This is a genomic window from Micromonospora palythoicola (genome assembly GCF_036689795.1).
Taxonomy (GTDB): domain Bacteria; phylum Actinomycetota; class Actinomycetes; order Mycobacteriales; family Micromonosporaceae; genus Micromonospora; species Micromonospora palythoicola.
Window position 1 is genome coordinate 1 of sequence record NZ_JBAGKI010000076.1, and the last position, 25,124, is coordinate 25,124.

Sequence of the window (25,124 nt, forward strand, 5' to 3'; positions counted from 1 at the left end):
CCGCCGCCCCGGAGGGAGGAAGCAGGTCCTGTCTCGTTAGGACGCTTCGGCGAGCGTCACGGTTGCCGTCGCCTCGGCCCCGTTTCGCTGGTACGTCACCTCGACCTGGTCACCGACCTTGCCGGCCTGGACGGCGGCCACCAGGTCGTTGGAGTCGTTGATCACCTTGTCGCCGAACCGGGTGATCACGTCACCCTGTTGCAGCCCGGCCCGCTCGGCCGCACTGCCCGGGTTCACCGCACCGATCAGCGCGCCGCCGTCGGGCGCCGCGTTCACGCTGACCCCCAGCGACGGGTGGCTGATCTTCTCGCCGCGCTGGAGCTTCTCCGCGACGTCCTTGGCCTTGTTGCTCGGGATGGCGAAGCCCACGCCGATGTTGCCGGTGTTGCCCTGTCCCGCGGTGGCGATCGCGGTGTTGATGCCGATCACCTCGCCCCGGGTGTTGACCAGTGCGCCACCCGAGTTGCCGGGGTTGATCGGCGCGTCGGTCTGCAGCAGCCCGGAGATCGAGCTCACCGCCTGGCCGGGTAGCTGCTGCCCCCCGCCGGCCTGGATGGTGCGGTCCCGGGCGCTGAGGATCCCCGCGGTCACCGAGCCCTGCAGGCCGAGCGGACTGCCCAGGGCGAGCACCTGGTCGCCGACCTGCATCGCGTCGCTGTCGCCGAGGGTGGCCGGCTGGAGATCGGTCAGCCCGTTCGCCTTCAGCACCGCGAGGTCGGTCTTCGGGTCGGTGCCGACGACCTCGGCCTGGGTGCTGGTGCCGTCGGCGAAGAAGACCCGGACCGTGTCGCCGCCCCCGGCGATCACGTGGTTGTTGGTCAACACGTAGCCGTCGGCACTGAGCACCACGCCGGAGCCCTCACCACTGCCGGTGCTGATGGACACCACGCTGTCCTGCACCGACGCGGCGATGCGCGGCAGGTCGGCACCGTCGATCACGGGTGCGGCGCTGTAGGTGCGGGTGATTGCGCCGCCGTCGCTGAGCGCCAGGGTGAGCGCCCCACCGGCGACGCCGCTGCCCAGCATCAGGGCGAACACGGCCACGCCGGCCCCGGCCAGCTTGGCGATCTTGCCGAGGCGGGGCCCGCCGGACGGTGTGGGGGCCCACGGGTTCGGCTGCCCCGGGTAACCGCCCGGAGTTCCGCTCTGCCCCGGGTAGCCGCTCGGCGTTCCGCTCTGCCCCGGGTAGCCGCTCGGCGTTCCGGCGGCCTGCCCCGGATACCCGGGCTGTCCGGCACCGGGCCCGGTCGGCTGAGCACCGCTCCAGGCGGGCTGGCCGGGATACCACGGGTTCGTGGGGTAGCGGGCGCCGGGCTGGTGCGGGTGCTGGTACGGGTGGCCGCCGGTCGGCGCCCAACCGGGCTGACCGGAGACCGGCTGTGCCGCCGGGGTCGAGCCGCCGGCGGCCGGGGCCGGCTGACTCGGTGCGCCGTCCGGGCCGAACGGCGACGGGTCGACGGCCCGGACCGGTACGGTCGGCGCCTCGACCGTCGGGTCGGCGTCGGGACGGTCAGTGGACGGAGAGTCGGACCGCGCGTACTCGGCGCGGGACAGCTCGGGTTGCGACGGCTCGGCGTCGGTGGGGGCCGGCCGGCGCGGGTCGGACTCGTACTCGGTCATGCCCCTACCTTCTCCCATTGCTCTGCGTCCCGCCTTGGGCGGAACTGAGGATTGGCTGAAAATCACTGGTCGTCGATGTCGGTGGCCGGTGCGAGCGGCAGCCGTACCCGGAAGGTGGCACCGCCGCCCGGCGTCTCGGTCACCTCGACCGTGCCCTGGTGCACGGTCACCAACGCGGCGACGATCGCCAGGCCGAGTCCGGTGCCGGTGTTGCCGTCGGTGCGGCGGGTTCGCGAGGCGTCCACCCGGTAGAAACGCTCGAAGACCCGCTCCGCCTGCTCGACGGTGAGCCCCGGCCCGGTATCGGCCACCTCGATCACCGCCAGGCTGCCGGGCTCGGCGCGCAGCCGCAACGTCACCGCCGCACCGGACGGAGTGTGCCGCAGGGCGTTTGTCATCAGGTTGCCGATCACCTGCCGCAGCCGGGCGTCGTCGCCGCGCACCACCAGGGGCCCGGAGTCGGGTTCGATCTCCAGCTCGATCCGCCGGTCCGGTGCCGTCGCCCGAGCCGCCGCCACCGCGTCCGCGGCCAGTACCGGCAGCTCCACCAGGGCCAGCGAGAGTGGTCGTTCGCGATCCAGCCGGGCCAGCAGCAGCAGGTCCTCCACCAGCAGACCCATCCGGGCCGCCTCGTCCTCGATCCGGCGCAGCAGGTCGGAGGTCTGTTCCGGGGCGCGGGCGGCACCCTGGCGGTACAGCTCGGCGAAGCCCCGGATCGTGGTCAGCGGGGTGCGCAGTTCGTGCGAGGCGTCCGCCACGAACTGCCGCATCCGTTCCTCGGAGCGGCGGGCCCGGGCCTCGGAGGCGCGGGCCCCCTCGGCGGCATCCCGGGCGACGGCCTCGGCGGACCGGGCCGCGGATTCCGATGCCGCCCGGGCGGTGAAGGCCATCTCGATCTGACTGAGCATCGCGTTCAGGGCCCGGGACAGCCGCCCCAGCTCCGACGTCGGGCAGGGCTGGCCGTCCTCCGGGTCGGGCACCCGCCGACTGAGATCACCACCGGCGATGGCGGCGGCGGTACGTTCGATCTCCACCAGCGGCTTGAGGCTGGCCCGGACGATCGCCGCGCCGATCGAGGCGAGCAGCACCAGCACCGCCCCGCCGACCAACAGGTCGATCCAGATGAGCCGCTTCACCGCCTTGTCCACGTCGGTGAGGTGCTGCCCGATCATCGCCCACTGCCCGTTCGGCAGCTCGGTGTAGAGCATCCGCCAGCGCACCTCGCCGCCACGGGCGCGGGCGGTGAACGGCTCGCCGGCCAACCGCTCGAATCCAGCGGCGTCCTCGGGCCAGGCCGGCACATCGGCGAAGCTGAATCGCCGGGTGTCGAACTTCGCCCCCTCAACGAGGCCGGTATCGCGGTTGGTCAGGACGACCAGATAGTCGGTGGGGATGCCGACCGTGCCCTGCTGCGCGAACACGGCGGTCTCGATGGTGAGGGCGGCACCCCGCAGTTCGGCGTCCACCTGGTCGACCAGGTAGCTGCGGAGGAAGATCGTGGTCAGCGAGGCGATCACCAGCAGCGCGGCGGCGACCAGGGCGAGCACGGCCGCGACCAGCTTCACCCGCAGCGGTACCGCGCGGAGTCGGGTCTTGCCCTGCTGTAACGGGTTCACGCCGCCGGCTTGCGCAGGACGTACCCGACGCCGCGCAGGGTGTGGATCAGCCGGGGATCGGTCGTGTCGACCTTGCGGCGCAGGTACGAGATGTACGACTCGACGATGTTGTCGTCGCCCCGGAAGTCGTAGTTCCACACGTGGTCGAGGATCTGCGCCTTGGACAGCACCCGGTTGGCGTTGAGCATCAGGTAGCGCAGCAGCTTGAACTCGGTCGGCGACAGCTGCACCCGCTGACCGGCCCGGTACACCTCGTGGGTCTCCTCGTCCAACTCCAGGTCGGCGAAGGTGAGCCGGGCGGGTGCCTGGTCGCCGGTGCTGGTGCGGCGCAGCACCGCCCGGATCCGGGCGGTCAGCTCCTCCAGGCTGAACGGCTTGGTCACGTAGTCGTCGCCGCCCAGGGTGAGCCCACGGATCTTGTCGTCGGTGGCGTCGCGGGCGGTGAGGAAGACCACCGGCGTACGGGTGCCGCCCTCGCGCATCATCCGGATCACCTCGAACCCGTCGAGGTCCGGCAGCATCACGTCGAGCACCACCAGGTCGGGGCGATGGTCCCGGGCCGCGCTCAGCGCGGCGCTGCCGCTGGTGGCGGTGGCCACGTCGAATCCCGCGAAGCGCAGGCTCGCGGAGAGCAGTTCGAGGATGTTGGGATCGTCCTCGACGACGAGCAGTCGCGCCTCGGTCTGGGTAGCGGCCATGCCGCCATCATCCGCGCAGACACTGCGCCTCCGCTGGGCGGATCCTGGAAAAAGCCTGTGAGCGGCAGGGCCCGCGCCGCTCTCACCACCCGGGTGCCCCGGCATCGACTGTCAGGCGGCCAACGGCAGCTCCGGCTCCCCCGCCACCGCCCCGGGTGACGTCGCGGTCGCGGACCGGGGCGTCACCGGTAGCACCGCCGCTGCCGGCCGCGCCGGCACGCGCACCGGCTGGGCGGGCCCGGTGACCACGGACGCCGGCTGCGCGGCTGGCATCGACGGTACGAGGTGCACGGCCGATTCGGCGACCCGGGCGAGTGCCCGCCGGTCGGTGGCGCGGGCGGGGTGCAGCGGCGCGGCGATGTCGACCCGGACCGTCAGCGTCCGCACGGCGAGCATCCGCCGCACCGAACGCAGCAGGGTCTCGTCGCCGACGAAGGCCGGGGCCGTGGTGGTCTCACCGGTCACTCCGCAGCGGTAGCCGATCCGCAGTGGCACGACGGGTGCCCCGGCGTCGATCGCCGCCTGGAACATCGCCGGCCGGAAACCGTTCGCCGGCCGGCAGGACGCCGCGCCGCCGCACCAGGTGGTGCCCTCCGGGAAGACCGCGACCGAGCGGCCCGACCGCAGCGCCGAGGCGACCCGGCCCACCGTGGCGGGCAGCTCACGAGGCCGGGAGCGATCCACGAACACGGTGCCGGCGGCGCGGGCGAGCAGGCCGATCAGTGGCCACCGGCGTACCTCCTGCTTGGCCACCAGCCGGGCCGGCGCGACCGCGAGCAGCGCCAGGACGTCCCACCAGGAAACGTGGTTGGCGACCAGCAGGGCCCGCCGTCGGGGCAGCCGACCGCGCACTTCGAGGCGTACCCCGCAGGCGCGGGCCGTGGTGCGGGCCCAGCCGCGCAGCGCGGCCTGACGCTCCTGCGTCGGCAGCGCCGGAAGCAGGGCCGCCAGCCCGATGCCGAGCCCGAGCATGCCGAGCAGGCCGGCGGCACGGCCCAGTTGCCGGAGCACCGGGATGGTGGGTGCTTCGCCCGGGCCGGGGAGACAGGCCGGGCCGCAGCCGGAGCTGGGCCGCCACAGCGGGCTCACGGTTGCCCGCCGAGGAAGTGCCGCAGGTAACGCGGGTTGATCCGGTCCATCGAGAGCAGGACGTAGAAGTCGGCCACCCCGAAGTCCGGGTCGTACGCCGGTTCGCCGCAGACCTGGGCGCCGAGCCGCAGGTAGCCGCGCAGCAGCGGCGGGACCAACCGGGCCGATCCGGCGATCGTCTCGGTCGGCACACCCGGTTCGGCGAACCAGGGGCGCAGCGGCCGGACCCGCAGCCGCGGGGGTGCCAGGTGCTTCGCCCGGGTCTGGGCCCAGACCTCGGCGGCGGCGAGGCCACCGTCGCCCACCGGCACGGAGGCACACCCGCCGAGCCAGCGCAGCCCTCGCAGGTGCAGGTAGCGGGCGATGCCCGCCCACATCAGGTTGATCACCGCCCCGCTGCGGTGCGCGGGGTGCACGCAGGACCTGCCGGCCTCGACCAGTTGGGTCCGCAACGGGTCGAGCGCGCTCAGGTCGAACTCGCCCTCCGCGTATCGGCGGCTGGTACGCCCCGGCGGAAGCAGCCGGTACGTGCCGACCACCTCGCCGCTGCTCTCCTGGCGCACCACCAGGTGGTCGCAGTACGTGTCGAAGACATCGCGGTCGAGGCCGGCCGCGTCGACGGACACGGTGGCGCCCAACTCGCCGGCGAACACCTGATGACGCAGGCGTTGCGCGGCCTCGACCTGGCTGGGACTGTCGGCGATCGAAAGGATGTAGCCGCTGGTCGTCAGTGCGACGTCCACGGCTGGCAGAACGGCCATGCCTTCTGTGTAGCGCCCGGTCGGTTGCCAGCCATGGTGACCAGCGATGTCGATCCGGTGAACGCCGGTCGGCGGCCGGTGGCCGACCCGCCGCGCCGGGCGTCGGCGACGGCGTGCGAGGCTGCCGGTGTCGGCGACGAGGCCGCGCGGGCGGAGGGCTTGATGATCATCGAGGGACGCTTCAACGGACCACCGGGCTCGGGCAACGGCGGTTGGAGCGCCGGGGTCTTCGCCACCGCGTACGGCGGGCACGGTCCGGTCGAGGTGACCCTGCGCCGCCCGCCGCCGCTGGACACGCCGCTGAGCCTGGTCGACGCACAGGTGCTCGATCCGGCCGGCGAGGTGATCGCGCAGCTGCGCCCGGCGGGCGATCTCGGCGAGGCCGTCCCCCCGGTGGACCTGGCGTCCGCCCGGGCCGCGTCGGCGGCGTACCCGGGACTGGTGGAGCACCCGTTTCCCGGCTGCTACGTCTGTGGTCCGCGGCGCGCCGACGGCCTGCGGATCTTTCCGGGTCGGCTGCCGGACGGCCGGACGGCCGCGCCGGTACGGGCACCTCGGCGGGTCGTCCCCGCCACGGTCTGGGCCGCCCTGGACTGCCCCGGCGGCTGGGCGGTAATCGGTGCCGGCCGGCCGTACGTGCTGGGCCGGATCGCGGCCCGGATCGAGGCGCTGCCCCGCCCCGACGACGAGTGCGTGGTGACCGGTGCGGTGATCGCCACCGAGGGCCGCAAGGCGTTCGTGCACACCAGCCTGTACGCCCCGGACGGTCGCCCGCTCGGTCACGCCCGGGCGACCTGGATCGCCGTGTAGACCCGGCGGTGATCGGCTCGTACCTGGGGATGAGACGTCTCCTGCCTGAGACGGACCACGATTTCCCGAACGAGCCCGATTGAATTACTTGACCATTAACGTCACGCTGTGCAACGGCGCACCCCGGCGCCACACGGGAGGAGAACGATGACCGACGGGCGACCAAGCCCCACCAACGACGCCCAGATCGTGGTTTCCGGTCTGACCAAGCGATACCGCAACGTGCTCGCGGTCAACAACCTGTCGTTCACGGTCGAACCGGGTCGGGTCACCGGCTTCCTCGGCCCGAACGGTGCGGGTAAGACCACCACCCTGCGGATGCTGCTGAACCTGGTCACCCCGACCGCCGGCACCGCCACCATCGGCGGACGGCGCTACCCCGACCTGGCCGACCCGCTGCGGCACGTCGGCGCGGTGCTGGAGGCGTCCAGCGCGCACAAGGGGCGCACCGGAGTCAACCACCTGCGAGTGATCTCCGCGGCCGCCGGGCTGCCACGGGAGCGGGCCGACCAGGCGTTGGAGCTGGTCGGGTTGACCCCTGCGGCCAAGCGCAAGTTCAAGGGTTACTCGCTGGGCATGAAGCAGCGGCTCGGCATCGCCGCGGCGATGCTCGGTGACCCCCGGGTGCTGATCCTCGACGAGCCGGCCAACGGCCTGGACCCGGAGGGCATCCGGTGGATGCGCGGGTTCCTCAAGGGCCTGGCCGCCGAGGGCCGCACGGTGCTCGTCTCCAGCCACCTGCTCTCCGAGATGCAGTTGCTGGCCGACGACGTGGTGATCATCGCTGCCGGACAGTTGGTCCGGCAGGGTCCGGTGGAGCAGGTAATCGGGTCGATGGCGCAGGGCGTCCGGGTGCGGGTCCGCACTCCACAGGCCGACGCGCTGACCGCCGCGCTGCAGGGCGGGCCGGCCACGGTGGAGAACGACGGGCAGGGTGCCCTGCTGATCGGCGGGGTCGACGCGCCGACGGTGGGTCGGACGGCCCTGACCGCCGGGGTGGAACTGCACGAGCTGACCACCGAACGACCCGACCTGGAACGCGTGTTCCTGGAACTGACGGCCGGAAAGGCGGGCATCCGATGAGCAACCTTGTCCGCTCCGAACTGCTCAAGATCCGTACGACCAGCACCTGGTGGTGGTTGGCCATCGGGGCGTTCCTGTCGATCGCCATGGCCTTCGCCTTCAACGCGTGGCTGGCCACCGAGACGCTCAGCGGCGGCGGCGAGGAGTTCGGCTACACCGGCGACGCCGCCTCCGCGCCCGGCCAGGCGGCGAACCTCTACACCTCGGGGCAGTACCTGGGGCTGATGTTCGTGATGCTCATCGGCATCCTGATGGTCACCAACGAGTTCTTCCACCAGACCGCGACCACGACGTTCCTGGCCACCCCGCGACGCACCTCGGTGATCGTCAGCAAGCTCGTCGCGGCCAGCCTGCTCGGCTTCGCGTTCTGGCTGGTGACCACGATCATCGACCTGGCCGCCGGTGCGACGTTCCTGTCCCTCAACGACTACGGCACCCAGCTCGGTGAGTGGGAGGTCCAGCGGGCCCTGCTGCTCAACCTGATGGCGTACGCGATCTGGACGGTGCTCGGCGTGGGCATCGGCACGTTGATCACCAACCAGTTGGGTGCGGTGATCACCGCCTCGGTGCTCTACCTGATCGGCACCCAGGTGGTGGGGCTGCTCTTCCTGCTGCTGGCCAACGTGCTCGACAACATGGCCGTGATCAAGTGGCAGGTGATCTGGCCGGCCGCCGCCTCCCAGGTCATGATCACGCCGGGCGAGAACGAGATGCTGCCCGCGTGGTGGGTCGGCGCGCTCGTACTGGTGGGCTACGCCGTGGTCAGCGGCTTGGTCGGGATCCTCCTCACCCGGCGCCGCGACATCTCCTGACAACCGGGCGGCCGACCTGGTCGCCCCCGCCCCGACGGGCCCGGTCCACCGGCGCGCCGGGCCCGTCGGCCATAGCAGCGATCAAGGGAATACGCAGCGCTTACCGAACTTCTGGCATCTTCTGTGAATCCGACCACGGGACGGAGGCGGAAATGCCCCGGAGTCGGCTACGGCGTAGCCTGGGAACCGTCCTGTGCGTCCGTCCCGGCGCATCGGGCACCGCGTGACACACAAACCCGCGTGAAAGAGGCGATTACCGGCCGTGTCGACCCAGCAGACTTCGCAGGAGAACCCACTGGCGGGTTTCGGCCCGAACGAGTGGATCGTCGAGGAGATGTACCAGCGCTACCTCGCCGATCCCCGCAGCGTCGACCCGGCCTGGCACGACTTCTTCGCCGACTACCGGCCCGGTCAGCACACAGCGGGCACCGGTGACGGGCGGCCGGCCACCACCGCGACCAAGGAGGCCACCCCGGCCAGGACCGAGACGGCCAGCAAGAACGAACCGGCGGCCAAGAGCGAACCGGCGGCCGAGGCCGAGCCGACGGGCAAGGGCGAACCGGCAGGCAAGGGCGACCGCCGCGCGGCGGCGGAGACCTCGAAGCCGGCGTCCGCCGCGTCCAAGCCGACCACCGCGAAGCCGGCCGCCGCCAAGCCGGCCGCCGCCAAGGCCGAGCCGACGAAGAGCCAGCCCACCCGGACCGCGCCCACCACCGGCGGGCCACAGACCACGCCGCTGCGCGGAGTGGCCGCCAAGATCGTCCAGAACATGGACGCCTCGTTGGCCGTACCGACCGCGACCAGCGTCCGAGCCGTGCCGGCCAAGCTCCTGGTCGACAACCGCATCGTGATCAACAACCACCTCGCCCGGGGACGCGGCGGCAAGGTCAGCTTCACCCACCTGATCGGCTACGCCCTGGTGCGGGCGCTCGTCGCCCACCCCGAGATGAACAACTCCTTCGCCGAGGTCGACGGCAAGCCGGTGATGGTCCGCCCCGAGCACGTCAACCTTGGCATCGCCATCGACCTGACCAAGCCCGACGGCAGCCGCAACCTGGTGGTTCCCTCCATCAAGGCCTGCGAGCAGATGGACTTCCGGCAGTTCTGGCAGGCGTACGAGGACGTCGTGCGGCGCGCCCGTCGCAACGAGCTGACCATGGAGGACTACTCCGGCACCACCATCTCGCTGACCAACCCGGGCGGCATCGGCACCGTGCACTCGATGCCGCGACTCATGCAGGGCCAGAGCGCGATCATCGGGGTCGGTGCCATGGAGTACCCGGCGCCGTACCAGGGCATGAGCGAGGCCACCCTCGCCGAACTGGCGGTCAGCAAGGTCATCACGCTGACCAGCACATACGACCACCGGATCATCCAGGGCGCGCAGTCCGGCGAGTTCCTCAAGGTCATGCACGAGCTGATGCTCGGCGAGCACGGCTTCTACGACCAGATCTTCACCTCGCTGCGGATCCCCTACGAGCCGGTGCGCTGGATGCGCGACGTCGCGGTCGACAGCGAAGGTCAGATCAACAAGACCGCCCGGGTCCACGAGCTGATCCACTCCTACCGGGTGCGCGGTCACCTGATGGCCGACACCGATCCGCTGGAGTTCAAGATCCGTAAGCACCCGGATCTGGATGTCCTCCAGCACGGGCTGACCCTGTGGGATCTGGACCGCACCTTCCCGGTGAACGGCTTCGCCGGCCGTCAGCGGATGAAGCTGCGGGAGATCCTGGGGGTGCTGCGCGACTCGTACTGCCGCCGGGTCGGCATCGAGTACATGCACATCCAGGACCCGGCCGAGCGCCGCTGGATCCAGGAGCGGGTCGAGCGCAAGTACGAGAAGCCGCCGGCCGGCGAGCAGAAGCACGTGCTCAACCGGCTCAATGCCGCCGAGGCCTTCGAGACCTTTTTGCAGACCAAGTACGTCGGCCAGAAGCGCTTCTCGCTGGAGGGTGGCGAGTCGCTCATCCCGCTGCTCGGTGAGGTGCTGGAGAACGCCGCCGAGGACGGGCTGGACGAGGTCGTCATCGGCATGGCCCACCGGGGCCGGCTCAACGTGCTGGCCAACATCGTCGGCAAGCCGTACGAGAAGATCTTCTCCGAGTTCGAGGGACACCTGGACCCACGCTCCACCCAGGGCTCGGGCGACGTGAAGTACCACCTGGGCCAGAACGGCAAGTTCACCACTCCCGACGGCGACCACGCCGTCAAGGTGTCGGTGGTGGCGAACCCGTCGCACCTGGAGGCCGTCGACCCGGTGCTGGAGGGCATCGTCCGGGCCAAGCAGGACCGCATCGACCTCAAGCTGGAGGGCTACACCGTGCTGCCGCTGGCGGTGCACGGCGACGCGGCCTTCGCCGGCCAGGGCGTGGTGGCCGAGACGCTGAACCTCTCCCAGCTGCGCGGTTACCGCACCGGCGGGACGGTCCACGTGGTGGTCAACAACCAGGTCGGTTTCACCACCGCGCCGGAGTACAGCCGCTCCAGCCTCTACAGCACCGACGTGGCCCGGATGATCCAGGCCCCGATCTTCCACGTCAACGGCGACGACCCGGAGGCCGTCGTCCGGGTGGCCCGGCTCGCCTTCGAGTACCGCCAGGCGTTCAACAAGGACGTCGTCATCGACCTGGTCTGCTACCGGCGGCGCGGGCACAACGAGGGCGACGACCCCTCGATGTCCAACCCCCAGATGTACCGGATCATCGACTCGAAGCGCTCGGTCCGCAAGCTCTACACCGAGGAGCTGATCGGGCGGGGTGACATCACCGTGGAAGACGCCGAGGAACTGCTGCGCGACTACCAGGCACAGCTGGAGCGGGTCTTCAAGGCCACCCGCGACGCGGCCAGCACGCCACGCCAGCTGAGCCGCCCACCCCGGCAGGACGAGCCCGAGCCGCAGGTGGAGACGGCGACCGAGGCGTCGGTCATCAAGGCCATCGGTGAGGCGCACGTCAACCTGCCCGACGGTTTCACGCCGCACAAGCGGATCCGGCAGCTGCTCGACCGGCGGGCCCGGATGGCCGTCGAAGGCAACATCGACTGGGGTTTCGGCGAGATCATCGCCTTCGGCGCACTGCTGCACGACGGGGTGACCGTCCGGCTAGCCGGGCAGGACTCGCGCCGCGGCACCTTCGTGCAGCGGCACGCCTCGATCGTCGACGCGGAAACCGGAGACGACTACCTGCCGTTGCAGTCGCTCACCGCCGACGGCGAGCGGTCCCGGTTCTTCGTGCACGACTCGCTGTTGAGCGAGTACGCCGCGATGGGCTTCGAGTACGGCTACTCGGTGGAGAACCTGGACGCGCTGGTCTGCTGGGAGGCGCAGTTCGGCGACTTCGTCAACGGTGCCCAGTCCGTGATCGACGAGTTCATCTCCTCAGGCGAGGTGAAGTGGGGCCAGCGTTCCGCGGTGACCCTGCTGTTGCCGCACGGCCACGAGGGTCAGGGACCGGACCACACCTCCGGCCGCCCGGAGCGCTTCCTCCAGCTCTGCGCCGAGGACAACATGCGGGTGGCGAACCCGACGACGCCGGCGAACTACTTCCACCTGCTGCGCCGGCAGGCGTTGTCGCCCAAGCGCAAGCCGCTCGTGGTGTTCACGCCCAAGTCGCTGTTGCGGCACAAGCTCTGCGTCTCCTCGGTGGAGGACTTCACCACCGGCGGCTTCTCCCCGGTGCTGGCCGACCCGGCGGCCGGCAACCCCGAGCGGGTCAAGCGGGTGCTGCTCTGCTCGGGCAAGGTCTACTACGACCTGTTCCAGGCCCGGCAGGAGCGTGGCATCAGCAACACGGCGATCATCCGCCTGGAGCAGCTCTACCCGATGCCGGTGGAGGAGATCCGCGCCGCGCTCGCGCAGTTCCCGAACGCGGAGGACTTCGCCTGGGTCCAGGAGGAGCCGGCCAACCAGGGCGCCTGGTCCTTCGTCGCGCTCAACCTGCTGGAGCACCTCGACGACGTCCGGCTTCGACGCATCTCCCGTCCGGCCGCCGCGGCTCCGGCCGTCGGGTCGGCGAAGATGCACGAGGTCGAGCAGACCGCGCTGATCGAGGCGGCACTCCCCCGCCCCTGACGAGAACTCACCCGGTCCCGTCCCGCCCCAGGGTGGGACGGGACCGGACGGTTTCACCGGGGCTCCGGTGAGGAAGCGAGCGGACCGATGTACTTCACCGACCGGGGCATCGAGGAACTGGTCGAGCGGCGCGGCGACGAGCAGGTCAGCCTGGAGTGGCTGGGCGCACGGCTGCGTGACTTCGTCGACCTGAACCCGGAGTTCGAGACCCCGATCGAACGGTTCGCCACCTGGCTGGCCCGGCTCGACGACGAAGACGACGACTGATCCCGTGTCCACCACCCGCGCGGTTGCCCAGCCTCGACGCGGGCGGTCGCCGAGCGTGCCCGTCACCGTGTCGGGTCGCCGGGCGGTCGTGGCCGCCGGCGTCGCCCTGGCACTGCTGCTGGCCGGGTGTTCCGACGAACCCGCCCCACCTCGGCCACCCGACCCGGTCGGCTCCGCGCCGCCGCCCGTGCCCTCGGTGTTCTATCTCGACCCGGCCAATCCGGCCGAAGCGGAGGCACAGCGGCACGTGGCCCAGGGTGACTCGACCGCGGCAGAGGCACTGCGGTTGATCGGCAGCCGGCCCAGCGCGAAGTGGCTGACCGGCGACGCGGCGCGCGACGAGGTCGACGCCTTCCTGGGGCAGGCCGCGATCGCGGGCCAGACACCCGTGCTTGTGGTGCACAACGTGCCGCAACGCGACTGCGGCCGGCAGGGCGAGGGTGGCGCCCGTACCGGCGCGGAGTACCAGGCGTGGATCCGCGACGTCGCGGCCGGTGTCGCCGGCCGTCCGGTGATCGTCGTCCTCGAACCGGGTGCGCTGCCCGACGCGGTGGCCGGCTGCGTCCGCGACGCCGCCGGCCGGCTCGCCCTGCTGCGCGACGCGGTCACCGTGCTCGCCAGCACCGGCACCGCCCGGATCTACCTCGATGCGGGGCATCCGGGGTGGATCCGCGACGTCGAGGCGGTGGCGGCAGCCCTGCGCCAGGCCGGCGTGGATCAGGCCGACGGGTTCGCGCTCAACGTGGCGAACTTCGTCCGCACCACGGACAACGTCACCTACGGTCACCGGATCTCCGACGCGCTCGGCGGTGACACCACGTTCGTCATCGACACCAGCCGCAACGGCAACGGCCCCTACCCGGCCGAACGGGTCGGCGGTGCGCCGAGCTGGTGCAACCCGCCGGGCCGGGCGATCGGCGAGGAACCCACCGCCGAAGCCGGCCTACCCCGGGTCGACGCCCTCCTCTGGATCAAGTTCCCCGGCGAGTCCGACGGCGACTGCCGTACCGGCGAACCACCCGCCGGCCAGTTCTGGCCCACCTACGCCATCTCGCTCGTCGACCCCCCAACAACCCGTTGATCATGAGGTTAGCGGCAACAAAACGGGACAAGAATCCGGCTAACCTCATGATCAACGCGGGTTGGTGGGGGTGGGTGTCAGGCCGGTGCGGCGGAGCTTCTGCCAGCCCAGGCGGCCACCGGTGAGGGCGGTGGTCACGGACTGGATCATCACCAGGTACATCAGCTGGCGGTAGACGAACTGCTGCAACGGCAGCACCCACAGCACGCTGAGCTTCTCCCGGTCGAGGCGGAACGCGACCACGGCGGTGAGCGTCTGCAAGGCGAGCATGACCAGCCAGGCCACCGCCGTCGCGGTCCGGTCGAGGAAGAACAGGCCGTAGAGCGCGAGTAGATCGATCACCGGTGCCAGCAGCGGCAGCAGCACCCCGAACAGGCTCAGAAACAGCAGGCAGCGACGGGTGAATCGGCCGGAGGCGCCGCGGTCGACAAGTGAGCGGCGGTGTTTCCACATCGCCTGCATGGTGCCGTAGCTCCACCGGTACCGCTGCTTCCACAACTGCCCCAGCGTCGCCGGGGCCTCCGTCCACGCCCGGGCCGTCTCCTCGTAGACCACCTTCCAGCCGGCACGGCCGAGCGCCATGGTGATGTCGGTGTCCTCGGCCAGCGTGTCGTCGGTCAGGCCACCGGCGTAGCGCAGCGCCTGCCGGCGGAAGGCACCGATGGCCCCTGGCACGGTGGACATGCAGCGCAACGTCTCGTACAGCCGACGGTCGAGGTTGAAGCCGATGACGTACTCGATGTGCTGCCACTTGGCGATCAGGCTGTCGCGGTTGCCCACCTTGACGTTGCCGGCGACCGCGCCGACCTGCGGATCCGCGAAGGGTTGGACGAGCCGTCGCACCGAGTCGCGCTCGAACACGGTGTCCCCGTCGACCATCACGATCAGTTCGTGCCGGGCCAGCGCGACCCCGGTGTTCAGCGCGCTCGGCTTGCCGCCGTTGGGCTTGCGGACGACCCGGACGTTCGGCAGCCGCAGCGCCTCGACGATCTCCGCCGTGCCGTCGGTGGAGCCGTCGTCGACCACGATCACCTCGATGCCGCCCGGATGGTCGCCACCGGCCAGCGAGCGGACGGCCGCGGCGATCCCCTCCTTCTCGTTGTACGCGGGCACGATCACCGAGACCGGCTCGGTCACCGGCGCCCCCCAGGCCCAGTCAGGGGCGCGGCGTCGCCGGGCGTGCCGGCCGGCGAGCACCAGCAGCAGGACGGTACGAGCCACCGTCAGCGCGCCCACCGCCAGGAAGATGAACCCGAGCCAGCCCAGCGTCCGGTCCGCGCCCTGCACCCCCCAGATCAGCATCCGGCCGCGCCAGCGCTCCCCGGTGCTGGCCGGCTGACCGGCGTCGACCCGGTGGTCGACGCCGGCCTCGGCCAGCGCGAGGTTCAGGCCACCGGTGACGGTGACGAAGCGGTAGCCGCGCTCCCTCATCAGCGGGATGAACCGGTCGAGCGCGGCGACGGTCTGCGCCCGTTCGCCGCCCGCGTCGTGCCAGAGCGTGATGGCCCCCGAGTATCCGGGCGGCGTGGCGTTGGCGAGGATCTGCTCCACGCCGGGCAACGCCCAGTCCCGGCTGTCGGTGTCGTTGAGCACGTTGAGGTAACCCAGCTCGCCGGCCTGGGCGAACACCGGCCAGTCCAGATCGTTGATGGCCTGGGCGTAGGAGGAGTAGGGAAAACGGATCAGCGCGGTACGGACTCCGGTCGCGCTGGCGATTGCCAACTGGGTCTGGGTGTACTCCATCCGGCGTCGCCAGTCGGGCAGCACGGTCAGGTCCGGATGCGTGAAGGTGTGCACGCCGATCTCGTGGCCGTCGGCGGCCAGTTCCTGAACCAGCTCCGGATGGCGGGCCACCTGCGAACCGACCACGAAGAAGGTCGCCGGCACCTGATGAGCGGCCAGCACCCGCAGCACCTCGCGGGTCCAGACCGGGTCGGGACCGTCGTCGAAGGTGAGCGCGACGGTGCGCGGGGGCAGTCGGTACGACCGGGTCAGCCCACCGGTGCTGCTGATGATCGGGCCACCGGCGACCACCGCCGTCGGCACCGCACGCTGCCCGTCGTGGCTGGTCTGACGATCCGGCGCGAAGGACGCGTTGGCGTACGCGCCGACGAGCAGCACGGCGGCGAGCATCGCGCAGAGGACACCGAAAAGGGTCCAGCTCGGCGGTGGCACGACGCGGCGCCCTCGTACCGGCCGGCGGGACCGGCGCGCCGGCAACTCAGTCATCGGCCGGGACGGCCTCGTCGGCACCGTCCGACGGGTCGACGCTCGGCGACGCCGGTGCCGTGCTGGACGGCTCGACGCTGGGAGTGGTCGCCGGTGTGGTCGACCGGGAGGGTCGCGGTGACGCCGGTGGCGACGACGAGGTACGGCTGGCTGGCGCCGGGATGCTTGTCGTCCTGGCTGCCCGGGTCGGGGTGGCCTGCGGGCGCGGCGCACCGCCGCCCGTGGTCCGGGAGGCGGCCGTGCTCGGCGGCGCCTGCACGGCGGGGATCGACGGGGCCGGTGGCGGTTGCCAGGGCCGGCGGGTCGGCTCCACGAAGGGCAGCACCCTGTCGGCGTTCACCGGACCACCCGCGAAGCTCGCCACGACCAGGCCGGTGTAGAGCAGACCCACCAGCCCCAGGGCGTACCCGATCCAGCGCAACCGGGACCGGCGCCGGCCGCTCGGGTCCACGAAGACCGGCGGTGGCTGGGGTACGGCGGCCATCACGGTGGTGGGGCTGTCCCCCGGCAGCACCACCGTGGGGGCGTCCACCACCGCAGGCACGTCCGACACGGCCGGCTGCACGAGAGTAGGGGCATCTGCAACGACCGGCGGCACCATCGCAGGCACGTCCGGTACGGCCGGCCGCACCACTGTCGGGGCCTCCGCCACGGCGGGCGACGCCACCATCGGTGCCGCTGCGGGCCTTGGCGTCGTGGCCGGTTCGGTGGCCGTGGTCCGCTCGGGTCCCCGCCCGCCGTCGGCCGCATCGGCGCTGGTCAGACGGTCCGCAGTCATGCCGGGAGTCTAGGAGTGAACAATTCTCGGCTTAGTCGGGGAGCCCGGCGATGGGACGGCCATCGCAGGTCACCTGACGAACGGCGCAACCGCGTGAGCGTCGAATCGCGGAGCGTGAGCACTGCCTCGACCGGTAGGCGGTCCGTTTACTCGAACCGGCTCCTTGTGGCTCGCCGAAACCGGCCGGGAGCAGGTCGAACGTACCGGCTGCGCTCGTGCTGGCGGTGTAGGGACCGGATGGTCCGGCCGCCGCCCCTGGTCGGTCGGGCCAAAATAAAGATCTTCCTGGCCGAGCCGGAGGTCAGCCGGGCGCTCGTCGGACGGGTGGTCACCCGAGGGCCCGGGTGGGCGGGCCCGAGGACCCACGCGAGAACCACCCTGATCTTGTAGCGTGAGTGCCGTGGCCCGCAGCGTTTACCTGACCAGTGTCGGCTCGGGCGGGGGGAAGTCGACCATCGCCCTCGGCCTCGCCGAGTTGCTGTCCCGACAGGTCGGCGGGATCGGCGTGTTCCGGCCGCTGGTCGCGCAGGATCGCCCCGACCCGATCCTGACCCTGCTCAGCGAGCGTTACCGGGTGGGCCTACCGGTGTCGGACCTGAACGGCACCACGTACGCCGAGGCCACCGCCCTGGTCGCCGACGGTCGTCGGGAGGAACTGATCTCCCGGATCGTCGAGCGTTACCGGGAGGTGGAGCGGCGGTTCGCGGCGATGGTCGTGGTGGGCAGTGACTTCGCCACCGCCGGTGACACCGCCGGCCCACGCGAGCTGGCCTTCAACGCCAGGCTGGCCACCGAGTTCGGCAGCGTCGTGGTGCCGGTGGTCGACGGCTACGGGCAGCAGCCGTCGGCGATCGCCGCAGCCGCCCGAGGCGCCTATCACGACCTCGCGGACCTCGGCGCGACCGTGCTCGCGGTGCTGGCCAACCGGGTTCCCGGGGCGATGGCGCTGCCCCGGTTGCCGGTCCCCGCGTACGCCATCCCGGAGGTGCCGAGCGTGTCGGCGCCGACGGTGGCGGAGGTGGCGGGCGCGTTGGGTGCCACGCTGCTGGCCGGCGACGAGACCGCGCTCGCCCGCGACGTGCTCGACTACGTCGTCGGTGCGGCGCACGTGCCGACCCTGCTGGAACACCTGACCGAGGGCGCACTGCTGATCATGCCCGGTGACCGGGACGATCTGCTGGTGGCGGCGAGCGCCGCGCACGTGGCCGGGCAGGTGTCGCTGGCCGGGTTGGTGCTCACCCTCGGGGTGCCGCCCGACCCCCGGGCGATGCGTCTGGTGGAGGCACTGAACGCCCGACTCGCGGTGCTCTCGGTGACCAGCGACAGCTATCACACGGTGGCCGCGTCGAGCCGGATCGAGGGCCGGCCCAGCAACGGGAACCCCCGGAAGGTGGAGGCCGCGCTGGGCGCCTTCGAGGCGCACGTGGACACCGTCGAGCTGGCCGGCCGGCTCCGGGTCAGCCGGTCCGCCCGGGTCACCCCGTTGATGTTCGAGTACGACCTGATCGACCGCGCCCGGGCCGGACGGCGACATCTGGTGCTGCCGGAGGGCACCGAGGAACGGATCCTGCGCGCCGCCGAGATCCTGTTGCGCCGGGGAGTCGCCGACCTGACCCTGCTCGGCCGGTCGGACGAGGTTGCCCGGCGGGCCCGGGAACTCGGGTTGGACATCGGCGAGGCGCGGGTGGTGGACCCGGCGAGCAGCCCGTGGCGCGACGAGTTCGCCGAGGCGTACGCGAAGCTGCGCGCGCACCGGGGAGTCACCGCCGAGCTGGCGCACGACATCGTCGCCCAGCCGAACTACTTCGGCACCATGATGGTGTGGGCGGGCCACGCCGACGGCATGGTTTCCGGCGCCACGCACACCACGGCGGCGACCATCCGGCCGGCCTTCGAGATCGTCAGGACCATGCCGGAGGTCTCCGTCGCCTCCAGCGTCTTCTTCATGCTGCTCGCCGACCGGGTGCTGGTCTACGGCGACTGCGCGGTCAACCGTGATCCGGACGCCGCCCAGCTCGCCGACATCGCCATCTCCTCGGCGGACACGGCGGCCCGGTTCGGCATCGAGCCCCGGGTGGCGATGCTGTCCTACTCCACCGGCGCCTCGGGCGCGGGCGAGGACGTGGAGAAGGTCGCGGCGGCCACCGAGTTGGTCCGGCAACGCCGACCCGAACTGGCCGTCGAGGGTCCGATCCAGTACGACGCGGCCATCGACCCGGCCGTGGCGGCCACCAAGCTGCCGGGCAGCGCGGTCGCCGGCCGCGCGACGGTCTTCATCTTTCCCGACCTGAACACCGGCAACAACACGTACAAGGCGGTGCAGCGCTCGGCCGGGGCGGTGGCCGTCGGGCCGGTCATGCAGGGCCTGCGCCGGCCGGTGAACGATCTCTCCCGGGGGGCCACCGTGCCGGACATCGTCAACACCGTGGCGATCACCGCCATCCAGGCCGCCGCGCTCGCCGAGGTGCCCCGGTGAGCAAGGTGCTGGTGCTCAACAGCGGATCATCGTCGATCAAGTACCGGCTGTACGACGGCGACCGCGTACTGGACCGGGGCACCGTGGAACGGATCGGCGAGCCCGGCGGCGGTCCCAGCGACCACACCGGCGCGATCCGGCAGATCCTGGACGGCCTGGACCTGACCGGCCTCACCGTGGTGGGGCACCGGGTGGTGCACGGCGGCCGGCGGTTCACCGCACCGACGCTCGTCGACGACGAGGTGCTGGCCGCCATCACCGACCTGGTGCCACTGGCCCCCCTGCACAACCCGGCGAACCTCGCCGGCATCGAGGTGGCCCGCCAAGCCCTGCCGGAGGTACCGCAGGTCGCCGTCTTCGACACCGCGTTCCACCACACGCTGCCCGACTCCGCCGCCACCTACGCCATCGACCGCGAGGTGGCGCAGCGGTACTCGATCCGACGGTACGGCTTCCACGGGACCTCCCACGCGTACGTGTCCCGACGCACGGCGGAGCTGCTGGACCGGCCGTACGAGGAGATCAACACGATCACGTTGCACCTGGGCAACGGCGCCAGCGCGTGCGCGGTGGCCGGCGGACGAAGCGTCGCCACCTCGATGGGCATGTCGCCGTTGGAGGGCCTGGTGATGGGCACCCGCAGTGGCGACCTCGATCCCACGATCATGTTCCATCTGCGCCGCGAGGGCGGCCTGGGCGTCGACGAGATCGACGACCTGCTCAACCACCGCAGCGGCCTGCTCGGGCTCAGCGGGGTCAACGACATGCGCGAACTGCTCGCCCGCCGGGCGGCCGGCGACGAGGCCGCGACGCTCGCCTTCGACGTCTACTGCCGCCGGATCACCGGCTACGTGGGGGCGTACTACGCGTTGCTCGGCCGGGTGGACGCGGTCACCTTCACCGCCGGGGTCGGCGAGCACGCGGCACCGGTACGCGCGGCGGCGCTGGCCGGACTGGACCGGCTCGGCATCACGATCGACCCGGACCGCAACGACGGCCGCGGCGACCGGTTCATCTCACCGGACGGCGCGGAGGTCGCCGTGTGCGTCATCGGCACCGACGAGGAGCGGGAGATCGCCCGCGCCGCCCGGGCCGTGGTCACGGCCGGCAGCTGACGCCCCGACCGGTCAGCCGAAGGCGAGCCAGGTGGCGAGGGCGAGCAGCACCGCGGCGACCACGGCCGCCCCGATGATCAGACCGGTACGCGACGCCGCCTCCGCCGGAGCGGCCTCCGGGTTGGCGAAGGCGCGGAACGCCTCGGTGTTGCCGCTCGGGTCGGTGTAGTTCTCAGCCATGCCGGGAACCTTAGCGAAACCGATCCAGCCCGCAGTGCCCCGGAGCACTCGCGATCTTGCACTTTTCGTCTCGACAGTCATCAGCGGAACCACATTCATCCGACCAGAAGTGCAAGATCCACCCGACCGGACCGGCGGTGCCGGAGATCGGGCCGGGCACAATCGGAGTCATGTCACGTCGTGCTGCCGCTGCTCTGGTCGCCACCACCCTCGTCGCCAGCGCTCTGGTCGGGTGTTCCGCCGACCGTGAGCCCACCGACCGGGCGGGAACACCCACACCAGAGGCCACCGCGGCTGCCGCGTCGTCAGCACCGGCGATCCCCGCCGGCAGCGCCCCGGACGGCACCTTCGCGCTCGGCGTACGACAGCTCAAGCTGAACCGCGACGGCGACCGGCCGCTGCCGGTGACGGTCTGGTATCCGGCGGCCGGCCGGGCCGGGGGGAAGCCGACAAGTGGCGCCGACGCCGCTGACGGTAGGTTTCCGGTGATCATGTTCAGTCACGGCCTCGGCGGTCGTCCCGACGACTACCAGGCGCTGCTGACCCGATGGGCGTCCGCCGGTTTCGTGGTGGCCGCGCCGACCTTCCCCAAGACCTCCCGTGGCGGGGGCGACCCGAACGTGCTCGACGTGCTCAACCAGCCGGCCGACGTGTCGTACGCGCTGACCCGGGTGCTCGCCCTCGACACCCGCGACGGTGACCCGCTACGCGGGCGGTTGGCCACCGACCGGGTGGCCGCCGCGGGTCACTCGGCGGGTGCGGTGACCACCATCGGGCTGTTCACCGCCGGCCGTGACGATCGGCTGGCCGCCGGAGTCGTCTTCGCCGGTACCGCCCTGGGAGTGGGCACCGCCTTCGCCGGTGCCGCCGCCCCCCAGATGTTCGTCCATGGCGAGGCCGACGAGGTGGTGCGGTACGCCGCCGGCAAGGCCGTGTACGACAAGGTGCCGTGGCCGAAGGCGATGCTGAGCCTGCCCGACGGCGACCACGGACGCGCCCTGCTGCGCGGTGAGGGCGCCACGCTGCGGGTCGTCGCCGAGACCACCACCGAGTTCCTGCGCTGGACGCTCTACGGCGACGCCGAAGCCCGCAAGCGCATCCCCACCGCCGCCTCCCGCGACGACGTCGCCACGCTCGACGACAACCTGTAGGCGGCGCGCGGAACTCACGCGGTGTGGTCGACGACCACCTTGCCGAAGACGTCACCGGAGTGCAGCCGGGCGAACGCGTCGCCGACCCGGCTGAACGGCACCACGCTGTCGATCACGGGGCGCACTCCCCGCTCGGCGCAGAACGCGAGCAGGGCGGCAAGTTCGTCGGGCGTACCCATCGAGGTGCCCAGGATCTCCAGCTGCATGGCGAAGACCCGGCGCAGGTTGACGGTGGGCTCGTGGCCGGCGGTCGCGCCGGAGACCACGATCCGGGCACCCAGGGCGGCCGACTTCAACGAGTGGTCGAAGGTGGCCGCACCGACCGTCTCGATCACCACGTCCACTCGTTCGGGCAGCCGCGCGCCCGGTTCCACGGCGGTCGCGCCCAACTCGGTGATGCGCTCGCGCTTGGCGGCGTCGCGGCTGGTCGCGTACACCCGCTTGCCCATCGCGGCGGCCAGCACGACGGCCGCGGTGGCCACGCCACCGCCGGCGCCCTGGACCAGGACCGCGTCGGCGTCGGCGACCCGACCCTTGGTGGTGAGCATCCGCCAGGCCGTCAGCCAGGCCGTCGGCAGGCACGCGGCGTCGGTCGCCGGCAGCCCCGCCGGCAACGGCAGCAGGTTCGACCGGGGTACGGCCACCCGCTCCGCGAGCGTGCCGGGGAAGTGCTCGGAGAGGATGGACATCCCGCGCGGGTCGCCCGGGGTCGGCACGACGGGGTACACGACCACCTCGTTGCCGTCCGGGTCCACCCCGGTCGCGTCGCAGCCGAGGATCATCGGCAACTGCTCGGCGCGGAGCCCGACGCCGCGCAGCGACCAGAGGTCGTGGTGGTTGAGCGAGCTGGCCGTGACGCGCAGCGTCACCCAGCCGTCGTCGGGCAGGCTCGGCTCGGGCTGTTCACCGACGGTGAGCGCGGCGAGCGGGTCGGCGTCGTCGAAACGGGAGGCGAAGGCGGCACGCATGATCCGCACCGTAACAAGCTGAGCGCCCGTTAAGAAGGGCCCTGCGTGTGCGCGGACAGGGCCCTTCTCACAACTCAGGCGCGGGCCACGCCGTCCCGGCGGGCCGCCTCGGCCACCGCGTCGGCGACCGCCGGTGCCACCCGTGGGTCCAGCGGCGAGGGCACGATGGCCTCGGGCGTAAGCGACTCGGCCACCACGGAGGCGATCGCGTCGGCCGCGGCGACCTTCATGGCGTCGGTGATCCGGCTGGCCCGGGCCTCCAGCGCACCCCGGAACACGCCCGGGAAGGCCAGCACGTTGTTGATCTGATTCGGGTAGTCACTGCGGCCGGTCGCGACCACCGCGACGTGTCGGGCAGCCACCTCCGGATCCACCTCCGGAGTGGGATTGGCCAGCGCGAACACGATGCCGCCCGGGGCCATGCCGGCGACCGCTCGTTCGGGGATCAGCCCGCCGGAAACCCCGATCAGCACGTCGGCGTCGCGCAGCGCCTCGGTGACGTCGCCGTGCCGGCCGTCGGCGTTCGTCAGTTCGGCGAGTTCGGCCTTCGTCCCGGTGAGGCCGGTGCGTCGCCGGGAGATGATGCCCCGGGAGTCGCAGACCACCACCCGCTCCGGGTCCACGCCACCGGCCACCAGCATCCTGGTCACCGCCACGCCGGCCGCTCCCGCGCCGCTGACGGCCACCCGCAGGTCGCCGAGCTTGCGGTTGAGCAGCGTCGCGGCGTTGCGCAACGCGGCCAGCACGACGATCGCGGTGCCGTGCTGGTCGTCGTGGAAGACGGGGATGTCCAGCGCCTCGTCGAGTCGCCGCTCCACCTCGAAGCACCGGGGAGCGCTGATGTCCTCCAGGTTGATGCCGCCGAACGACGGCGCGAGCGCGGTGACCACCGCGACGATCTCGTCGACGTCCTGGGTGGCCAGACAGACCGGTACCGCGTCGACCCCGCCGAACTGCTTGAACAGCACGGCCTTGCCCTCCATCACGGGCAGCGCGGCGCTCGGGCCGATGTTGCCGAGACCGAGCACGGCCGAGCCGTCGGTGACCACCGCGACGGCGCGCGAGGCCCAGGTGTAGTCGTGGGCGAGGGTCGGGTCGGCGGCGATCGCCTCGCAGACCCGGGCCACGCCCGGGGTGTACGCGAGGGACAGGTCGTCCCGGCTGGTCAGCGGCACGGTCGAGACGACGGCCATCTTGCCGCCCCGGTGCAGGTCGAAGACGGGATCAGCAGGGTCCACGGTGGACGAAGACATGGTGACTCCAGAAGAATCGAGCAACTGGGCCGGCCGGTCGGGCGCACGGTGAGGCGAGCGAGCGGCGGCGGTGCGGGGGGTCACCCGGGCACTTCCGAGCATAGTCACGCCCGAGGGTCCAGTATGTGAGCAGGTTCATAACGGTCTTGGCGGCACCCGGCCGGGCCGGGGCCAGTACCGCGCCACCACCCGGCCCCGCACGTCAGCCACGCCGTAGGCGCGGGAGTCGTCGGTGACCAGTCCGTTGTCTCCGGCCAGCCACCAGCCGCCGTCGACGGGGTGGACCGCCCGCTTGACCACCAGCAGGTCCGGTCGGCTGCGGAACACCGCGATCACCACGTCACCGGGCCGGGTCGCCCGGCCGCCCCGGCGCACCAGTACCGCGTCGCCATGGCGCAGCGTGGGCGCCATGGAGGGTCCGGTCACCAGCACGGCCGACAGCGGCCACCGCAGCCGGGGGGCGGGCACGGGTTTCACCTCCAGCGGCCTCGGGGACCACCGTCCAGGAGTAATGTCGTCTTGGATCATCGCAAACTTCCCATGGAGGATCCCGATGCGACTTCCACGCATCCTTGCGCCCCGCGTGAGCGCCAGCGCCCACTGTGACCTGCCCTGCGGTGTCTACGACCCCGCGCAGGCCCGCATCGAGGCCGAGTCGGTGAAAATGATCTGCGAGAAGTACCAGGCCAACACCGACCCGGAGTTCCGCACCAGGGCCATCCTGATCAAGGAGCAGCGGGCCGAACTGGTCAAGCACCACCTCTGGGTGCTGTGGACCGACTACTTCAAGCCCCCGCACTTCGAGAAGTACCCGCACCTGCACCAGCTCTTCAACGAGGCCACCAAGCTGGCCGGCGCGGCCGGCGCCAAGGGTGCCACCGACCCGAGCAAGGCGGACGAGCTGCTCCAGAAGATCGACGAGATCTCCAAGATCTTCTGGGAGACCAAGCAGGCGTGACGTCGCCCGCGTACGGCACCTGAGGTTGATTCATCGCGTCGGCGGTCGACGTGTCCCCCAAGGACGCGTCGACCTCCGACGCGGTGGTCCTCGGCCTCGCTCCCGAA

At 71.7% G+C, this 25,124-nt stretch carries 21 protein-coding genes; 10 read left to right on the plus strand and 11 right to left on the minus strand.

What is annotated here, in order from left to right; translation table 11 throughout:
- Positions 1 to 36 precede the first annotated feature (36 nt).
- The 5 genes from V5O40_RS24220 to V5O40_RS24240 all read right to left on the minus strand — a co-directional run bounded on the left by V5O40_RS24220 (position 37) and on the right by V5O40_RS24240 (position 5,784).
- Positions 37 to 1,620 (minus strand): trypsin-like peptidase domain-containing protein, encoded by a 1,584-nt coding sequence (locus V5O40_RS24220; RefSeq protein WP_332907598.1) that lies wholly within the window; start codon positions 1,618 to 1,620, stop codon positions 37 to 39.
- 62 nt (positions 1,621 to 1,682) lie between these two features.
- Positions 1,683 to 3,236 carry a HAMP domain-containing sensor histidine kinase gene (locus V5O40_RS24225; protein WP_332907599.1) on the minus strand — a complete coding sequence of 518 codons (1,554 nt, stop codon included), beginning with the start codon at positions 3,234 to 3,236 and terminating at the stop codon, positions 1,683 to 1,685.
- On the minus strand, positions 3,233 to 3,934 hold the full coding sequence (locus V5O40_RS24230) for a response regulator transcription factor (RefSeq protein WP_093405284.1): 702 nt from the start codon (positions 3,932 to 3,934) through the stop codon (positions 3,233 to 3,235). Before V5O40_RS24230 ends, V5O40_RS24225 begins: the two co-directional genes overlap by 4 nt.
- A gap of 111 nt (positions 3,935 to 4,045) precedes the next feature.
- A complete protein-coding gene (locus tag V5O40_RS24235; protein ID WP_332907600.1) occupies positions 4,046 to 5,023 on the minus strand; it encodes a lysophospholipid acyltransferase family protein in 978 nt (325 codons plus the stop codon).
- Positions 5,020 to 5,784, minus strand: a complete 765-nt coding sequence (locus tag V5O40_RS24240) for a GNAT family N-acetyltransferase (protein WP_332907601.1) — start codon at positions 5,782 to 5,784, stop codon at positions 5,020 to 5,022. Before V5O40_RS24240 ends, V5O40_RS24235 begins: the two co-directional genes overlap by 4 nt.
- 162 nt (positions 5,785 to 5,946) lie before the next feature.
- Here V5O40_RS24240 and V5O40_RS24245 point away from each other — a divergent pair, with 162 nt between their 5' ends.
- The 6 genes from V5O40_RS24245 (at position 5,947) to V5O40_RS24270 (ending at position 13,909) form a co-directional block, all read left to right on the plus strand.
- Positions 5,947 to 6,594, plus strand: coding sequence for a hypothetical protein (locus V5O40_RS24245; RefSeq protein ID WP_332907614.1), 648 nt, complete (start codon positions 5,947 to 5,949; stop codon positions 6,592 to 6,594).
- Positions 6,595 to 6,741: 147 nt separating this feature from the next.
- Positions 6,742 to 7,677, plus strand: coding sequence for an ABC transporter ATP-binding protein (locus tag V5O40_RS24250; protein WP_332907602.1), 936 nt, complete (start codon positions 6,742 to 6,744; stop codon positions 7,675 to 7,677).
- A complete protein-coding gene (locus V5O40_RS24255) occupies positions 7,674 to 8,489 on the plus strand; it encodes an ABC transporter permease (RefSeq protein ID WP_332907603.1) in 816 nt (271 codons plus the stop codon). The genes V5O40_RS24250 and V5O40_RS24255 overlap by 4 nt, the downstream gene beginning before the upstream one ends.
- 262 nt (positions 8,490 to 8,751) lie before the next feature.
- On the plus strand, positions 8,752 to 12,561 hold the full coding sequence (locus V5O40_RS24260) for a multifunctional oxoglutarate decarboxylase/oxoglutarate dehydrogenase thiamine pyrophosphate-binding subunit/dihydrolipoyllysine-residue succinyltransferase subunit (RefSeq protein ID WP_332907604.1): 3,810 nt from the start codon (positions 8,752 to 8,754) through the stop codon (positions 12,559 to 12,561).
- An 87-nt stretch (positions 12,562 to 12,648) separates the two neighbouring features.
- Complete coding sequence (locus tag V5O40_RS24265) at positions 12,649 to 12,828, plus strand: DUF6104 family protein (protein WP_164447706.1); 180 nt, start codon at positions 12,649 to 12,651, stop codon at positions 12,826 to 12,828.
- Between the two features lie 55 nt (positions 12,829 to 12,883).
- Entirely contained in the window at positions 12,884 to 13,909 is a 1,026-nt protein-coding gene (locus V5O40_RS24270; protein WP_332907605.1) for a glycoside hydrolase family 6 protein, read from the plus strand.
- A 51-nt stretch (positions 13,910 to 13,960) separates the two neighbouring features.
- Here the strand turns inward: V5O40_RS24270 and V5O40_RS24275 are convergent, their stop codons facing one another.
- Positions 13,961 to 16,138: a bifunctional polysaccharide deacetylase/glycosyltransferase family 2 protein gene (locus tag V5O40_RS24275; protein WP_332907606.1), complete on the minus strand. Its 2,178-nt coding sequence runs from the start codon at positions 16,136 to 16,138 to the stop codon at positions 13,961 to 13,963.
- Entirely contained in the window at positions 16,131 to 16,916 is a 786-nt protein-coding gene (locus tag V5O40_RS24280) for a hypothetical protein (RefSeq protein WP_332907607.1), read from the minus strand. Before V5O40_RS24280 ends, V5O40_RS24275 begins: the two co-directional genes overlap by 8 nt.
- A 391-nt stretch (positions 16,917 to 17,307) precedes the next feature.
- Here V5O40_RS24280 and pta point away from each other — a divergent pair, with 391 nt between their 5' ends.
- Entirely contained in the window at positions 17,308 to 19,392 is a 2,085-nt protein-coding gene (gene pta / locus V5O40_RS24285; protein ID WP_332907608.1) for a phosphate acetyltransferase, read from the plus strand.
- Positions 19,389 to 20,507: an acetate/propionate family kinase gene (locus tag V5O40_RS24290; RefSeq protein ID WP_332907609.1), complete on the plus strand. Its 1,119-nt coding sequence runs from the start codon at positions 19,389 to 19,391 to the stop codon at positions 20,505 to 20,507. Before pta ends, V5O40_RS24290 begins: the two co-directional genes overlap by 4 nt.
- A 12-nt stretch (positions 20,508 to 20,519) precedes the next feature.
- Here the strand turns inward: V5O40_RS24290 and V5O40_RS24295 are convergent, their stop codons facing one another.
- Positions 20,520 to 20,687: a hypothetical protein gene (locus V5O40_RS24295; protein WP_210827066.1), complete on the minus strand. Its 168-nt coding sequence runs from the start codon at positions 20,685 to 20,687 to the stop codon at positions 20,520 to 20,522.
- Between the two features lie 170 nt (positions 20,688 to 20,857).
- Here V5O40_RS24295 and V5O40_RS24300 point away from each other — a divergent pair, with 170 nt between their 5' ends.
- Positions 20,858 to 21,838: an alpha/beta hydrolase family protein gene (locus tag V5O40_RS24300; RefSeq protein WP_332907610.1), complete on the plus strand. Its 981-nt coding sequence runs from the start codon at positions 20,858 to 20,860 to the stop codon at positions 21,836 to 21,838.
- Between the two features lie 14 nt (positions 21,839 to 21,852).
- Here V5O40_RS24300 and V5O40_RS24305 read toward each other — a convergent pair whose 3' ends face one another.
- The 3 genes from V5O40_RS24305 to V5O40_RS24315 all read right to left on the minus strand — a co-directional run bounded on the left by V5O40_RS24305 (position 21,853) and on the right by V5O40_RS24315 (position 24,587).
- On the minus strand, positions 21,853 to 22,815 hold the full coding sequence (locus V5O40_RS24305; RefSeq protein ID WP_332907611.1) for a zinc-binding dehydrogenase: 963 nt from the start codon (positions 22,813 to 22,815) through the stop codon (positions 21,853 to 21,855).
- 65 nt (positions 22,816 to 22,880) lie between these two features.
- Entirely contained in the window at positions 22,881 to 24,059 is a 1,179-nt protein-coding gene (locus V5O40_RS24310) for an NAD(P)-dependent malic enzyme (RefSeq protein ID WP_332907612.1), read from the minus strand.
- A 135-nt stretch (positions 24,060 to 24,194) separates the two neighbouring features.
- The gene (locus tag V5O40_RS24315) at positions 24,195 to 24,587 is read right to left on the minus strand and encodes a S24/S26 family peptidase (RefSeq protein ID WP_332907613.1); all 393 of its coding nucleotides are present in this window, start codon (positions 24,585 to 24,587) and stop codon (positions 24,195 to 24,197) included.
- Positions 24,588 to 24,612: 25 nt separating this feature from the next.
- Between V5O40_RS24315 and sodN the strand changes: the two genes are divergently transcribed.
- A complete protein-coding gene (gene sodN / locus V5O40_RS24320) occupies positions 24,613 to 25,017 on the plus strand; it encodes a superoxide dismutase, Ni (RefSeq protein ID WP_210941097.1) in 405 nt (134 codons plus the stop codon).
- Positions 25,018 to 25,124: the final 107 nt, after the last annotated feature.